Annotated in this window: 13 protein-coding genes; 10 read left to right on the forward strand and 3 right to left on the reverse strand. The window is 71.8% G+C overall.

Annotation, left to right across the window (positions count from 1 at the left end):
* The first annotated feature begins 34 nt into the window (after positions 1-34).
* The 5 genes from ACFY8O_RS13800 to ACFY8O_RS13820 all read left to right on the forward strand — a co-directional run bounded on the left by ACFY8O_RS13800 (position 35) and on the right by ACFY8O_RS13820 (position 5,342).
* Positions 35-1,246, forward strand: a complete 1,212-nt coding sequence (locus ACFY8O_RS13800; protein WP_387901625.1) for a PP2C family protein-serine/threonine phosphatase — start codon at positions 35-37, stop codon at positions 1,244-1,246.
* Positions 1,243-2,868, forward strand: coding sequence for a sensor histidine kinase (locus tag ACFY8O_RS13805; protein ID WP_387901626.1), 1,626 nt, complete (start codon positions 1,243-1,245; stop codon positions 2,866-2,868). Before ACFY8O_RS13800 ends, ACFY8O_RS13805 begins: the two co-directional genes overlap by 4 nt.
* Entirely contained in the window at positions 2,865-3,308 is a 444-nt protein-coding gene (locus ACFY8O_RS13810) for a response regulator (RefSeq protein ID WP_145805322.1), read from the forward strand. The genes ACFY8O_RS13805 and ACFY8O_RS13810 overlap by 4 nt, the downstream gene beginning before the upstream one ends.
* Positions 3,309-3,404: 96 nt before the next feature.
* Positions 3,405-3,860: an ATP-binding protein gene (locus tag ACFY8O_RS13815; RefSeq protein ID WP_145805323.1), complete on the forward strand. Its 456-nt coding sequence runs from the start codon at positions 3,405-3,407 to the stop codon at positions 3,858-3,860.
* Positions 3,861-4,094: 234 nt separating this feature from the next.
* Complete coding sequence (locus ACFY8O_RS13820) at positions 4,095-5,342, forward strand: DMT family transporter (RefSeq protein WP_387901629.1); 1,248 nt, start codon at positions 4,095-4,097, stop codon at positions 5,340-5,342.
* Here ACFY8O_RS13820 and ACFY8O_RS13825 read toward each other — a convergent pair.
* Complete coding sequence (locus ACFY8O_RS13825; protein ID WP_387901630.1) at positions 5,312-6,565, reverse strand: transglycosylase family protein; 1,254 nt, start codon at positions 6,563-6,565, stop codon at positions 5,312-5,314. The two genes, ACFY8O_RS13820 and ACFY8O_RS13825, sit on opposite strands and share 31 nt — an antisense overlap.
* A gap of 211 nt (positions 6,566-6,776) precedes the next feature.
* Here ACFY8O_RS13825 and ACFY8O_RS13830 point away from each other — a divergent pair, with 211 nt between their 5' ends.
* Together ACFY8O_RS13830 and ACFY8O_RS13835 are read left to right on the forward strand one after the other, a co-directional pair.
* Positions 6,777-7,835, forward strand: coding sequence for a LacI family DNA-binding transcriptional regulator (locus ACFY8O_RS13830; RefSeq protein ID WP_387901633.1), 1,059 nt, complete (start codon positions 6,777-6,779; stop codon positions 7,833-7,835).
* Positions 7,836-7,997: 162 nt separating this feature from the next.
* A complete protein-coding gene (locus tag ACFY8O_RS13835) occupies positions 7,998-8,369 on the forward strand; it encodes a hypothetical protein (RefSeq protein WP_387901635.1) in 372 nt (123 codons plus the stop codon).
* Positions 8,370-8,494: 125 nt separating this feature from the next.
* On the opposite strand, the gene ACFY8O_RS13840 is transcribed toward ACFY8O_RS13835, so the two are convergent.
* Entirely contained in the window at positions 8,495-8,899 is a 405-nt protein-coding gene (locus ACFY8O_RS13840; protein ID WP_387901637.1) for a DUF6193 family natural product biosynthesis protein, read from the reverse strand.
* 148 nt (positions 8,900-9,047) lie between these two features.
* Between ACFY8O_RS13840 and ACFY8O_RS13845 the strand changes: the two genes are divergently transcribed.
* Positions 9,048-9,281, forward strand: coding sequence for a DUF2283 domain-containing protein (locus ACFY8O_RS13845; RefSeq protein ID WP_387901639.1), 234 nt, complete (start codon positions 9,048-9,050; stop codon positions 9,279-9,281).
* A gap of 123 nt (positions 9,282-9,404) precedes the next feature.
* Here the strand turns inward: ACFY8O_RS13845 and ACFY8O_RS13850 are convergent, their stop codons facing one another.
* Complete coding sequence (locus ACFY8O_RS13850; protein ID WP_387901641.1) at positions 9,405-10,034, reverse strand: helix-turn-helix domain-containing protein; 630 nt, start codon at positions 10,032-10,034, stop codon at positions 9,405-9,407.
* 399 nt (positions 10,035-10,433) lie between these two features.
* Between ACFY8O_RS13850 and ACFY8O_RS13855 the strand changes: the two genes are divergently transcribed.
* Entirely contained in the window at positions 10,434-10,814 is a 381-nt protein-coding gene (locus ACFY8O_RS13855) for a hypothetical protein (protein WP_387901643.1), read from the forward strand.
* Between the two features lie 482 nt (positions 10,815-11,296).
* Positions 11,297-13,294, forward strand: a complete 1,998-nt coding sequence (locus tag ACFY8O_RS13860) for a hypothetical protein (protein ID WP_387901646.1) — start codon at positions 11,297-11,299, stop codon at positions 13,292-13,294.
* Positions 13,295-13,325 lie beyond the last annotated feature (31 nt).

A 13,325-nucleotide genomic window follows, 5' to 3' on the forward strand; every position in this document is an offset into this window, starting at 1 on the left:
GACGAACACCTCTGCGGGGGTGAGAACGCCCGGCGTGATCCCTGAGCAGCAAGGGATTCTCGCCGCTGCCGACGCGTCCGTCTGGGAGCTGGGCGCGGCCCTTCTCCTGGTCGAGGACGACGCGGGGGATGCTCTCCTCGTCGAGGAGATGCTCACGGACAGTGAGCTCGAAGCTCCGCTCACGTGGTGCAAGACGCTGGCCGAGGCGCGGCGGTTCCTGCTGGAGTGCCGCACGCCGGTCTGTGTCCTGCTGGATCTGCACCTGCCCGACGTGAACGGCCTCGACGCGGTCCGTCAGCTGGTGGAGTCCGCGCCGGACGCAGCCGTCATCGTGCTGACCGGCCTGGCCGAGTCCGAGACCGGGCTGTCCGCGGTGGCGCAGGGCGCGCAGGACTACCTCGTCAAGGGCCGCATCGATCCCGAGGTGCTCGGGCGCGCGGTCCGCTACGCCCTCCAGCGCAAGCACGCCGAGCGGTCGGCGGCAGCCATGCGGACCAGCCGGCTGATCGCGCAGGAGAACGCCCGGCTGGAGCGCGCTCTGCTGCCCATTCCGCTGCTCCTGGACGACAGTTTCCGGGTGGCCGCGCGGTACGAGGCGGGGCGCGCCCACGGACTCCTGAGCGGCGACTTCTACGACGTGGTGCAGACCGCCGACGGCGCGGTGCACGCGGTGATCGGCGACGTGTCGGGGCACGGGGCCGCGGAGGCGGCGCTGGGCGTCTGTCTGCGGGTCGCCTGGCGCACGGCCGTACTGACCGGGGTGTCCCAGCGGGAGAAGATCGGCCTGCTGGAGGGGATCCTCGTCGCCGAGCGGTCCGACCCCCATGTGTTCGCCACCGTGACCACCCTCGTCTTCCCGCCGAGCCGGGACAGGGTGTACATCGGGCGGGCCGGTCACCCGGGCATCCTGCTGCGGCACGGCTCGGACGTCAGCTGGGAGGAGCCGGAGACCGGCATGGCCCTCGGGCTGCTTCCCGGCGCCGGACGCTGGACGGTCACCGAGCTCGAGCTCCGCCCGGACACCGACGTGGTCCTGTTCACCGACGGCCTCTTCGAGGGGCGTACGGGCCCCCGGTCGCGGCTGGGCGAGGAAGGACTGCTGGCCATGGCGGGCAAGTACGGGGCGCTGGAGCCCCGCGCCTTCGTGGACGCCTTGGTCGCGGAGGCCACCGAGAGCGCGTCGCCGTACGGCGGGCTCGCGGACGACGTCGCCGTACTCCACCTCGGCTGGAGGCCGGTCTCATGAGCACACGCGAAACCACGGACACAAGGCCCGGCCCGATAGCCCGCCTGTCGGTACAGAACTGGGTCCATCTCATCCTGGCCGGGTTCGTGCTGGTGGTCTGCGGCTGCCTCGTCGTGGGAGGACTCGTCCTCTCCCGGATCTCCGACCGCACGACGGAGCTGGTCGACCACATCCAGCCCGCCCGCTCCTCCTCCTTCCAGCTGCAGAACTCGCTGCTGGACCAGGAGACCGGCGTCCGCGGCTACGCGCTCACCGGGGACACCACGTTCCTCGAGCCCTACCGGGCGGGCACGCGGGCCGAGCGGGAGCGGCTGGCCCGGCTGCGCGAACTGCTCGGGGACGAGAAGCCGTACGCCGCCGACCTGGACCGTATCGAGAAGGCCGCCCAGCAGTGGCGCGCACTGCGCGCCGAACCGCTGATCGCCACGGTGCGGGCGAGCGGTCCGAAGGGGGCGTCCTCGGCACCCATCCTGCGGAGCAAGCAGGACTTCGACGCGCTGCGGGCGCTCTACTCGGTCCAGCAGAGCCATCTGGACGAGGCGCGTGACCAGGCCCGCGCGGAGCTCGACGACGCACGCGTCACCCGCGACCGGGTGCTCATCGCCCTGGTGGCCGGCTTCGTGCTGGCCGTCGTGTCGCTGAGCCTGCTGTTGCACCGCATGGTCGGCCGGCCGCTGGCCGCCCTGACCGCGGCGTCGAACAAGGTCAGGTCGGGTGCCTTCAACGGCCGGATCGCCGTCCGCGGCCCTTCGGACGTCAGGGCGGTCGCCGCCGCGGCCGAGGACATGCGCCGGCGCCTGGTCGCGGAACTGGCCGAGTCGCAGGAGCGTGAGACTCTGCTGGCGGAGCAGACCGCGGAGCTGCGCCGGTCCAACTCCGAACTGGAGCAGTTCGCGTACGTGGCCTCGCACGACCTGCAGGAGCCGCTGCGGAAGGTGGCCTCCTTCTGCCAGCTCCTGGAGAAGCGCTACGGCACGCAGCTCGACGAGCGCGGCCGGCAGTACATCGACTTCGCGGTCGACGGCGCCAAGCGGATGCAGGTGCTCATCAACGACCTGCTGACCTTCTCCCGGGTGGGCCGGGTGCAGCAGAGCTGGAAGCCCGTCGACCTCGGCGGAGCCCTGGACCGCGCGCTCTCCAACCTCACCCTGGCCGTGGAGGAGTCCGGGGCCACCGTGGGGCGCGAGGACCCGCTGCCCGAGCTCCTGGGCGACTCGACGTCGCTCACCATGGTCTGGCAGAACCTCGTCGGGAACGCGGTCAAGTTCCGCAGGCCCGACGTGCCCTGCCGGATCACGGTCGGCTGCGTCCGGGAGGGCGAGGACTGGCACCTGACGGTCGCCGACAACGGCATCGGGATCGCTCCCGAGTTCGCCGACAAGGTGTTCATCATCTTCCAGCGCCTGCACGCCCGCGACGAGTACGAGGGGACAGGGATCGGTCTCTCCCTGTGCCGCAAGATCATCGAGTTTCACGGTGGCCGGATCTGGCTGGACCCCGAACCCGCCGAGGGCACACTCATACACTTCACCCTGCCCGTCCTTCCTGAGGCACCCACGCACACCACGGCGGAGCTGCTCGCCCCCGCCCCGCTCACCACCCGGTCGGGAGACACCCAGTGAACGACGCCGTAAAGCCCATCGAGGTCCTGCTCGTCGAGGACGATCCCGGTGACGAGCTGATGACCCGCGAGGCCTTCGAGGACAACAAGATCCGCAACACGCTCCATGTGGTGCGCGACGGCCAGGAGGCGCTGGACTTCCTCTACCGCCAGGGCGAGTACGCCGACGCCCCGCGTCCGGATCTGGTGCTCCTCGACCTGAACCTGCCCCGGTACGACGGCAGGCAGGTGCTCGAGAAGATCAAGACCGATCCTGAGCTGGCGCTGATCCCGGTGGTGGTCCTCACCACGTCCTCCGCCGAGGAGGACATCCTGCGGAGCTACAAACTGCACGCCAACGCCTATGTCACCAAGCCGGTCGACCTGGAACAGTTCATCGGCGCGGTGCGCCAGATCGACGACTTCTTCGTGAGCGTGGTCCGGCTGCCACCGCGCGCGTAAGATCCTTGGAATCCGCCGGAGTGAGATGTCTCGACGCGGGTAGACGAACGGCGATAAGAAGGTCGACGACCTCCCTGCGCGCCCTGGCTGGAGTTCATGAACGAACAGGCAACCTCACGGCTGGACGGCTCCTTGCAGGGCTCCCCACCCACAGAGGTTCTGCTCGCCGCAGAGGTGTTCGACGGCGAGCCCGGTTGCATCGCGCAGGCGCGCGCCCTGGCCGACCGCTTCCTGGCCCGGCTCGCGGCGGAGTGGCTGGCCGTACTCGGCGATCACACCCGCAGTGACCTGATGCTGGCGGTCAGCGAACTCGTCACCAACGCGGACCGCTACAGCCACGGCCCCTACCTGCTGGAGCTGGAGGGCGACGCGCGGCGCATCAGCGTCACGGTGTACGACAGCAGCACGGCACTGCCGGTCCTCTACTCCCCCGACCCGGCACGCCTCGGCGGGCACGGCATGGAGATCGTCGTCGCGCTCTGCGACCGGCTCACGGCGGAGCGGGTGCCGGTCGGCAAGCGCATCAGGGCCGAGTTCCAGCTCAGCACCTGATCCACTCACGTGGCCCGTCCCGAGGAGGCTCCCGGTCCGGGCCGTTTTCGTGCACCTGGTGACACCGACGGTCAGCACGGCGTGACCTCCTGGACGAACTTCTGAGCTCTCGCGCCAGGAGGACTACCGTCGGGAGGAGGACCCAGGAGTGATGTACGTACTACCGGAGCAGTAGGCCGAATCGCCGTCTCAAGGACGACGACGTGGCCGCTCCGACGAGACATCGTGGTGTACATGAGTTCCCTCGCGCTTTCCGTGCTTCTGTCGCTGGTCTCCGCCGTCGCGTACGCGGCCGGCGCGATCGTCCAGGAGCGCGTGGCGGCGGGTGGCGACAGCCGTCCCTACGCGCCGCTGCGCAACGGCGCCTGGTGGGTCGCCGTGGGGCTCAACGGAGTGGGAGCGGTACTCCACGTGGTGGCGCTGGCGTACGGGCCTCTCAGCCTCGTCCAGCCCCTGGGCGCCCTCACGATCGTCTTCGCACTGCCGATGGCGGCGGTCTTCGTCCGGCGCAGGGCGGGACGTACGGCCTGGCGCGGTGCGGTGATGGCGACGGTGGGCCTGGCCGGGCTGCTGGCTCTGACGGGGGACGCGGGATCGCACTCGCTGGGCGGGCCCGAGCAGCTGATGCTCGCGACGGGAACCTTCGGCGCCGTGGTGGCGGTGGTGCTCCTCGCCAAGGGGCTCCACCGGCCGATGCTGCGCAGCGTGGTGCTCGCCACCGGTGCCGGCGTGGCCTTCGGCATGGCCTCGGTGTTCACGAAGACCGTAGCCGTGGAGTGGACCTCCGGCGCGGTGAAGTCGGGGCTGCCGACCCTGCTGGTGATCGCCGCGCTCGCCGCCGCCGGACTGCTGCTCTCGCAGGCCGCCTACCGCGGCGCCGGGCTGACGGCACCGCTCGCGACGGTCACGGTGGTCAACCCCGTGGTCGCCGCCGCCGTGGGCATCACGATGTTCGGGGAGCAGTTCCGCTACGGCCTGACGGGCACCCTGCTCGCTCTCGGCTGCGGTGCGCTCGCGGCGGCCGGTCTGGTGCTGCTGACCACGGAGCGCGTGGGTTCGGAGCGGCGGGAGGAGCCCGGCCACACCGTGAGGGGACAAGGCACCCGGGGCGCCCAGGACGGCCCCGCCGACCGCGTGACCGAAGACGTCCGGGTGCCGGACGGCGTCCGTGTGCCCGAGGACGTCCAGGCGTCGGCGGGCGTCCGTGTGCCCGAGGACGTGGGCGCCGCCGAGGTCGTGGACGCGGGCACCGGCGTGGCCCTGCCCGATCCGGCGAGGCCGGGCATCCCGCCGCGGGCCACCGCGCCCGACCGGTTTCCCGCCCCCACGGCGCTGTCGTTGCCGTTGACCCTGCCGCTGGACCACGGGAGCCGTCGCGTGGAGTTCGGTGATGGGCGGCCCGTGGCCGGTCCGGCAGGGACCGGCGGCGTGGACAGGCGTGGCGGAACCGTTCAGACGTTGACTCCGCCCGCCCTCAAGTAGGCCAGCGGGTCGATGTCCGAGCCGTAGCCGGGGCCGGTGCGGATCTCGAAGTGCAGGTGCGGGCCGGTGCTGTTGCCGGTGGACCCCGAGCGGGCGATCCGCTGGCCGCTGCCGACCTGCTGGCCCTCGCGCACGTGGAGCGAGGAGAGATGCGCGTACTGGCTGTACCTGCCGTCCGCGTGCCTGATGACGACCTCGTAGCCGTAGGCGCCCGCCCAGCCGGCCGAGACGACCTTTCCCGACGCCACGGCCTTCACCGAGGTGCCGGTGGGCACCGGGAAGTCGACCCCGGTGTGGTAGCCGCTGGACCACGATCCCGCCTGGTGGTACGGGGTCCCGGTGCGGGCCGACACGGGTGCGGTGAGCCCGCTGCCCGACGGGGTGGTCTTCTTCTCGCTCCGGGCCGCCGGCTTCGCGGCAGGCTGGGGTGCGGCGGTCTTCGGCGCGGCCTTGGCCTTGGGGGCCGTCTTCGGCGCGGTCTTCTGCTTCGGCTTCGGGGCCGCCGCAGCGGGCTTCGGCGCCGTCACCGGCGTCCCCGCCACGTCCAGGCTCAGCCGCTGCCCGGGCAGGATGAGGTCGGGGTCGGCGCCCACCACCGTCCGGTTGGCGGCGTACAGCCGCTGCCAGCCACCCTGGACGCGCTCGGCGGAGGCGATACCGGAGAGGGAGTCACCCCGCGCCACGGTGTACGACTCACGCGCGCCGGGTACGGCCGTCGGCGACGCCTTCGCCGTTCCGGCTTCCGCGGTGGTCTTCTTCGCGGAGCCGGACTGCGGGGCCTTGCCCTGCCCGGTCTTGGCTGCGGTCTGGCGCTTCGTCTGCGGGTCGGCCCCGGGCGACTCGCCTCCCTGCTTCAGGCCCGCCCGCACGGAACACGTCGGCCAGGCTCCCGGGCCCTGGCCGTCGAGCACCTTCTCCGCGACGGCTATCTGCTCGTCCTTGGTGGCCAGATCGGCACGCGCGGCGTAGGCCGTGCCCCCGTAGGCGGACCAGGTCGACGTGGTGAACTGCAGGCCCCCGTAATAGCCGTTGCCCGTGTTGATGTGCCAGTTTCCGGTCGACTCGCAGGCGGCGACCTTCTCCCACACATCGGTCGATGCGGCGCCCGCCGATGCGGCGGTGAGGAGCGGGAGCGCGATGCCCGCACCTCCCGCCGTGACCGTGAGCGAAGCACGGTTGATGCGGCTGGGCTGATATCTGCGGTGCCGTCCGTTCGCGGCCATGATTTGGCTCCCCCACTGGCTGTAGGACACGTCGCAAGCGGCCAACGTATGGGCATACGACGCGTGGTGACAAGTGAACAATCGCCGCTCGCCGCACACGCGCCCCGGCGCACACCCTCCCTGGGACGAACGCGCTCCCCCGGTCGGACCGCCTCGGCCAACGCGGGAGAGCGCTCTATCTCCGTCGGCCGCTGGTGGTATAAATGCGCGCATGACGGATGCCCCGCGCCCGGCGGGCGCGATTCCCACCTTGGAGGACGTGGCGAGAGCGGCCGGTGTCTCACGTGCGACGGTCTCCCGGGTCGTCAACGGAGTGCGCAACGTCGACCCTGCGATCCAGGAGGCCGTGCGGCAGGCGGTCTCGGTCACCGGATACGAGCCCAACCGGGCGGCCCGCTCCCTCGTCACCAGGCGTGCGGAGACCATCGCCCTGGTGGTGTCGGGGGCGGGGATCGAGGAGGACGCGGACGAGGGGTCCTTCACCGCCCGGGTGTTCGCCGACCCGTTCTTCGGCCGGGTGGTCACCGGCGTCGTCAACTACCTGCGCCCGCGGGGGATGCACCCGGTGCTGATGTTCGCCGAGACCTCACGCGCGAGGGACGAGGTGGTGTCGTACGTGCGGCAGGGCAGCGCCGACGGTGCGCTGATCGTGTCGACGCACGCCCAGGACCCGCTCCCGGCCCTGATCGCGGACGCCGGCCTTCCGGCGGTGCTGTACGCGCGCCCCGCCCGGCCCGCGCGGATCAGTCACGTCGATCTGGACCACCGGGAGGGTGCCCGGCTGGCAGCCGCCCACCTGCTCGCGCGCGGCTGCCGGCGGGTCGCCACCATCAGCGGGCCGATGGACCTGCCGGTGGGACAGGAGAGGCTCGCGGGGTTCCGGGACACCATGGCACAGCACGGGCACGAGGAGGTGGCCGTCGCGGAGGGCCTGTTCACCCAGGAGAGCGGTGAGGTGGCGATGGAACGGCTCCTGGCCGAACACCCCGACCTGGACGGGGTGTTCGCCGCGAACGACCTCATGGCGGTGGGCGCCTGCCACGTGCTGCGTGAACACGGCAGGCGGGTGCCCGATGACGTGGCCTTGATCGGCTTCGACGACAGCAGCGTCGCCGCGTCCTGCCGGCCCTCGCTCACGACGGTGCGCCAGCCGGTGGAGGACATGGCGGCCGAGATGGCCCGCCTGCTGCTGGACCGGCTGACCGCACCGGACCGCCCCGCGACCTCCGTGCTCTTCGAACCGGTGCTGGTGGTGCGGAACTCCGCGTGAGGGCGCGGGCACCGGACTGCGGAGGCGTCCACCCCGGGCGCCCTGTCACCGCGCCGTTGCCTGCGCCGCCGAGCGGTGATCACCGCCGCGGTCGCGGTGTCCTTCCCCGCGAGTATCCTCCTCGCGGAGTTGCAGGTGGCAGGAGCGACGGGAGGGGGACTCATGCGCAAGGCGGTCGTTCCGGCACTCGCCGTGGCGTGGGCGGTGTTGGTGGCCGGGTGCTCCTCGTCCGACGGCGCGGACGAGGAGCGGCTGACCAGGCAACGGGAGAACTACTGCGCGCAGTTGGGCACGTGGCAGCAGGCCCGGAACGCTGCGCGGTCGGAGCCCTCGGACGAGTCGGAGTACGACGAGGTCGGAGCTCTCGCCGAGGACGCGTACATCGCCATGCGTCCGTTGCGGAAGGAGACCGTCGACGGGGGCCGCGCCCTGGGCGAGGCCACGGTGGCGGCGATGCGCGACAGTGACTCCGAGGCGGAGGGACGCGTCGTGGACTACTGCGCCGATTCCGGCTTCGAGACACTGACCCGCTGAGGCGCTGCCCCGACGGCCCCTCAACGACGGCCGTTATCGCGCGTCCGAGGTGATCACCACCGCGGAACGGTCCGGACGACGCCCGGCGTCATCACGGCCCCGGAACGCGCCTGAGGGCCGCGGCCTCACCCGCGGCCCCGCGCCGTCTCATGGGCGGCCAGTTCCTCGGCGTTGCCGGCGAAAGCAGGCCCGCACGCAGGCGGAAGGCGGTCGGCCACCCTCGCGACCGCGACCCGCGCGCTCTCCGTCTCGGCGGTCCGCGGGCTGTTCCGGCTCGGCCCTTCGACGTAGTACCTGCCGTCCGCCAGCGTGCCGATGTAGAGGATGTCCCAGGTATAGCGTTGCTCCGTGCACCTGCTGAAGTGGAGCTCCCACATGCCGCTCCAGGGATACAGCCCACGAAGCCTCGGTTCCGCGTGTGCGACGCGCACCATCTCCGCGAACGCTTCCGAAAGCGGTGAATCCGGCCGAGCGGGCTCGTCGGCAAGGGTGAGGATGCGCTGCCAGGCCGCGTCCACGGTGTCGGTCATGGGGTGATTCTGCGGCGCCGGTGGAGCGGCAGGCAATCCGATCCCCCGGATGACCGGCAGACGGCACCGCGGGGGTCCGACGTCCCTACGGCTTCCCACCGAATGACCAGGCCCCGGCCCCGGGGCGGGAGCACGGAAAGGACTGATCATGCGGGTCACATACGACGCATCGGCGAACATGGCGTACATCTACCTCGTCGACACCATCACCCCGGGAGCGGCCGTCCGGCAGGTGCCTGCCGAGGACGACACGGCGATACTCGACTACGACGCGCAGGGGCGGCTTCTGGGAATCGAGATCTTCAGCGCCCGACGCCGGTTGCACCCGGAGCTGCTGGCCGGCGCCGAGAGGATCGAACGTGAGGGCGCCCCGGCACACTGATCCGCCGCACCGCGACTCGGGCCGAACGCGCACCCGGCCCAGTGGCACCGGGGCGATGTGGTCACGCGGGAGGGACATCGCTCGACGTAGCGCACACGTCGAAGTGATGCCACCATCCGTCAGCTACTGCGTACTGCCGTCGTCGAGTCCGGCGATGACGGCGACGTCCGCCTCGGACATGCCCAGCGCGGCGGCGATCTCCCGGGCCAGACGCGGGTCGGGATTGTGCCTTCCTCCCCGCAGCATGTGGATGGTGGACATCGATCGTGCGGTTTCCCTTGCCATCGCCCTGACCGGAATCCCGCGGAGGGCCATCAGCCCGGTGAGCAATCTGGCGAACGGATGTGGCTCCAACTGCCCGGCGGGAGCCTCGGAGGGACCGAGGACCACCTCACCGATCTTGGCCTGGAAGCGGATCAGCCGGTCAGCGGCAAACCCGACCTTCGCGACGAAAGGCAGGCTCTCACCACTGCCGGAATCGACCGTGCCCGGCACCGACACTTCGGTGAACCTCGCCCGGTACCCCCGGTGATCGCTGTCGATCTCCAGGGGAAGACCCGGCTCGACATGGGTGACCTTCCAGTCCCGGTTCCACCAGGGAAGTGCGTGCAGCACCTCGTTGAAGAAAGGGGGCAGAACCGTGAGATCAACCGGGTCAGGAGGGTTCTTCTTCTGACCCGCCCAGAGGACGTCGGGCCAGTACGTCAGTGCCGCGATCACATCGGCTGTCAGCGTGCGGTAGGCCATCTCCATGGCCGCATTGTCCCCGCCGCCCTGCGGAGCGATCTCCCCTGCCCGCGCAGGCGTTGTCCGATGCGGCACCCGGGCTCGTCGCGTACGTACCGGTCACAGGCACTCGTCCTGACCTCCCAGGTATCAGGCACTCCGCGACATGACAATTCGAGCGTGTGAGCGCGCGTCAGAATCAACGCGTACGGAACACTCACCGTCAGCGTGCAGTCGTCGTGGGGTTCCTGCTTCAGCGCTGTCTCGTCGCCGGTCTCGCGTCGAAAGCGGGTGACGTGACCGAGGTTCAGGCAGATACCCCTCGCGGCGGCAGAGCGACCCGAGCTCGTCCCCGGGTCCGTCCGTCGTCCGGCACACCAGCGGAGGGCGGCGAGGCGTGGGAGGTCCGGCGCTTATGCTCGCCGTATGGAGCAGAGTGAAGTCCTCAAGCGAGTGATCGGCATTCTCACGGAGGCGGGCGAGATGCAGCGCCACGCCGAGGAGGAGGACGGCGGCAGTGATCTCGATGCGGGCGGGAACATGGTGACCACGCTCCTGAACGAGACGATGCCGCACATCGCCATTCCCTCCGACGCCACGGTCGAGGAGATGGCCGCGCTGGTGGGGCGCGAGGTGGGCGGCGCCGTCGAACAACTCGTCGGTGCCTTCACTCTGGCCTTCATCGCGCTCGCTCAGATCCATGACTCCGGGCAGGGGGACGTGACCTCCGCCGATGTGCTCCAGGATCTGGCCCTGCGGGCCGAGGAACTGAGCTCTGGCGACGAGGGCCCGGAGGGACCGCTGTGACCTCACCCCGACGGCAGGGGGCGGCCACGGGTGCAGGATGACGGTCGCGGGCTTGCCCCGGCCGACCCCGCGTGACCGTCGTGGACGCACCCCGGCCGACCCGGCTGTGTGACCGTGGTGGACGTAGCCCGGCTGACCGGGCGTCCGGCCCTGACCGCGACCGTGAGAGCCCTCGGACTGTACTCCGGCCCGGTGACGCGCGGGGTCACGAACGGCCGGGTCCGGCCCGGTGACGCGCGGGGTCACGAACGGTCGGTCCGGCCCGGCAGCGATCGTGCAGGAGCGCCTCTCCGGTGAGCCAGGCGCTGTCGCATGCGCGTACCCCCTCGATCCCCCCGCAGCCCGTCGCCGTGAGAGCGGCCCGAGGGCCGATGTGGCCGTGGTCCCGGGGAGCGGCCCGAGGCGCCGATGTGACCGTCACACGATCGGCTCGTTTGTCGGGGTGACGGTTCTCTGCCCACGGCACGGAAGGCGCCCCTCGCATGCCGCTCCACCCCCCGCCGCTTCGCATCCTCGGCACCGGCACGCACCTAGGTGTGGAGGAGGCCGAGGCGGCGCTCGTCGAGCACTACCCCCGCCTCGTACGCCTGGCCTATCTCACGCTGCCCCCGGCCCTCGGCAGGCACCGCAGAGTGCTCGCCGCGCACACGGTGGTACAGCGGGCCATGTACGGCAGGGCGCACCGCACACCGGCTCCGGGGCGCGTCCCCGCCCCGCGGTCCGCTGCCCGGGCGGCCGACGGGCGGCAGACCCCCGCGTACGCCCTGGTCCGCCTGCGAGTCGTGCGGTCGGCGCTCGCGTACGGGCGAAGGCCACGCTGGTGGCCGGAGCGGGCTCCCGCCCCGGCGGCACTGCGGCCTTCGCTGCCGGTCGTACGAGGGCTCCGGCTCTTCCCCCGCGCCGGGGGGATGGACGAATTCACCCTGGACCGCACCCTCGCGGAGGTCCCGTCGCCCGTCCGGGCCGCTCTAGGCCTGAGTCTGCTGGAGAAGCTGTCCGGCGACAGCACACTCGCGCTGCTCGCCGAGGCAGGCGTAAGGGACCCGGCCGGCGCCGTGCGCGCGGCCACCCGCATCGCCGACGGCGACCACGAGCGCGTCGGCAAGATGCTGCGTTCCGACGAGTTCGATCCCTGTACGGTGCAGACCCGCCCCGGCGACCTGCTGCGGCGGCGGCACCGGATGCGGGCGGGTGCGACCGCTCTCGTGCTCCTGGCGGTGGCGGGAGGTCTGGCCCTCTCCGGCGACCGCGGAACCGATGGCGCCGAGCCGGTCCCCGCCCTGCTCCGGACCGTGCCGGGCGGAGCGCTCGACCCGGCGAAGTTGCTCCGGACTCCCCCGGACCAGTGGGCCGACACCTCACGGGTGGACTTCACCGCCTGGCCGCCTCGCGGCGGTCGCACCGACGACCGGGCGCTCCTGGAGCGGGCACTCGGCACCTGGGCGGGCCGCCCGGCGGACGCCACCGTCACGACCACCCCCGGCACGTCCACGGTGCCGCCCGCCGAGCCCCCACGGCTGCTCTTCGCGGGCGACCTCGACGGCGAAACCGTCGTGCTCTTCCACGACGGGGGTGTACGCGCCGTCCGCTACGCCGAACCGCGGGCCGGACAAGGAGCCCCTGCGCTGGACTTCGCCCGGGTCGACGACGCGGACGTCACCACAGCAGCGGCGCTCGCCGTGGGGCGTAGCGGTTCCGCCACGAGGTTCCTGCTGGCGCCCTGGGTGGCGGAGTCGGCGACCCGGGACCTCCTGCGGCCCGGAACACCGGCACGGGCGCTGCCCGTGGACCAGGACGGAGTGACCGCGGCGGTGCCCCGTCCGGGAGCGGGCGCTGGATGCGTCTCCTGGCCGGCCGTGCAGTTGCGGTCCTCGGACCGGATCGTGGAGAAGCACGCCTTCCTCATCACGGATCTCGGTGAGCTCGCGCCCGTACACCTCACCCACACGCCTCTGCCGGCGGCGGGCGTTCCGCCCAGGCAGCCGCGCGAGGCGACGGGGCCGGACGGCCTGGCGGGCTGGGCGCACACCGCGTGTTCGCTGCTGGGTCTGCGCGGTTCGGGTGTCCGCGCGGTCAACGACTGGCACTTCGCCCGCCAGCCACTGCCCGGTACCCGTTCCACCGCCGACTGGGTGTGCACCCGGGCGGACACCTGGCGTGGGCCGGGCCGGGTCCTGGTCCAGTTCGTCCCGTCCGCCTCCTCGCCCTCCGCCCGGGCCGACGTGGTGTCCGAGCGTCGGAACACGGCGCTGTGCAGCCGGTTCGGCCAGCATGTCGCCGCCGGAACCCTCTGGAAATCGCCTGCGGGTGGCTGGTACGCCCTCGCCGCCGGCAGCCGTGCCGTGCGACGCATCGAGATCTCGGGCTCCGTGCGCGGACGGTCGGACGGTCCCACCCTGGCGGTCCGCGCTCAGCGGGAGACAGGGTTCCGGGTGAGTGCGGTGCTGCCCGGCGGCTCGACGATCTCCTCGGTGGGGTGACGGCGTCCTCGGGGGAGCGCACGGATCGGCA

The organism is Streptomyces argenteolus, assembly GCF_042902585.1.
GTDB lineage: Bacteria > Actinomycetota > Actinomycetes > Streptomycetales > Streptomycetaceae > Streptomyces > Streptomyces argenteolus.

Bases quoted from the DNA above. Each gene is read 5' to 3' on its own strand.
- ACFY8O_RS13805 (WP_387901626.1), top strand. From the start codon at position 1,243: ATGAGCACACGCGAAACCACGGACACAAGGCCCGGCCCGATAGCCCGC.
- ACFY8O_RS13815 (WP_145805323.1), top strand. From the start codon at position 3,405: ATGAACGAACAGGCAACCTCACGGCTGGACGGCTCCTTGCAGGGCTCC.
- ACFY8O_RS13820 (WP_387901629.1), top strand. From the start codon at position 4,095: ATGAGTTCCCTCGCGCTTTCCGTGCTTCTGTCGCTGGTCTCCGCCGTC.
- ACFY8O_RS13825 (WP_387901630.1), bottom strand. From the start codon at position 6,565: ATGGCCGCGAACGGACGGCACCGCAGATATCAGCCCAGCCGCATCAAC.
- ACFY8O_RS13830 (WP_387901633.1), top strand. From the start codon at position 6,777: ATGACGGATGCCCCGCGCCCGGCGGGCGCGATTCCCACCTTGGAGGAC.
- ACFY8O_RS13835 (WP_387901635.1), top strand. From the start codon at position 7,998: ATGCGCAAGGCGGTCGTTCCGGCACTCGCCGTGGCGTGGGCGGTGTTG.
- ACFY8O_RS13840 (WP_387901637.1), bottom strand. From the start codon at position 8,899: ATGACCGACACCGTGGACGCGGCCTGGCAGCGCATCCTCACCCTTGCC.
- ACFY8O_RS13845 (WP_387901639.1), top strand. From the start codon at position 9,048: ATGCGGGTCACATACGACGCATCGGCGAACATGGCGTACATCTACCTC.
- ACFY8O_RS13850 (WP_387901641.1), bottom strand. From the start codon at position 10,034: ATGGAGATGGCCTACCGCACGCTGACAGCCGATGTGATCGCGGCACTG.
- ACFY8O_RS13855 (WP_387901643.1), top strand. From the start codon at position 10,434: ATGGAGCAGAGTGAAGTCCTCAAGCGAGTGATCGGCATTCTCACGGAG.
- ACFY8O_RS13860 (WP_387901646.1), top strand. From the start codon at position 11,297: ATGCCGCTCCACCCCCCGCCGCTTCGCATCCTCGGCACCGGCACGCAC.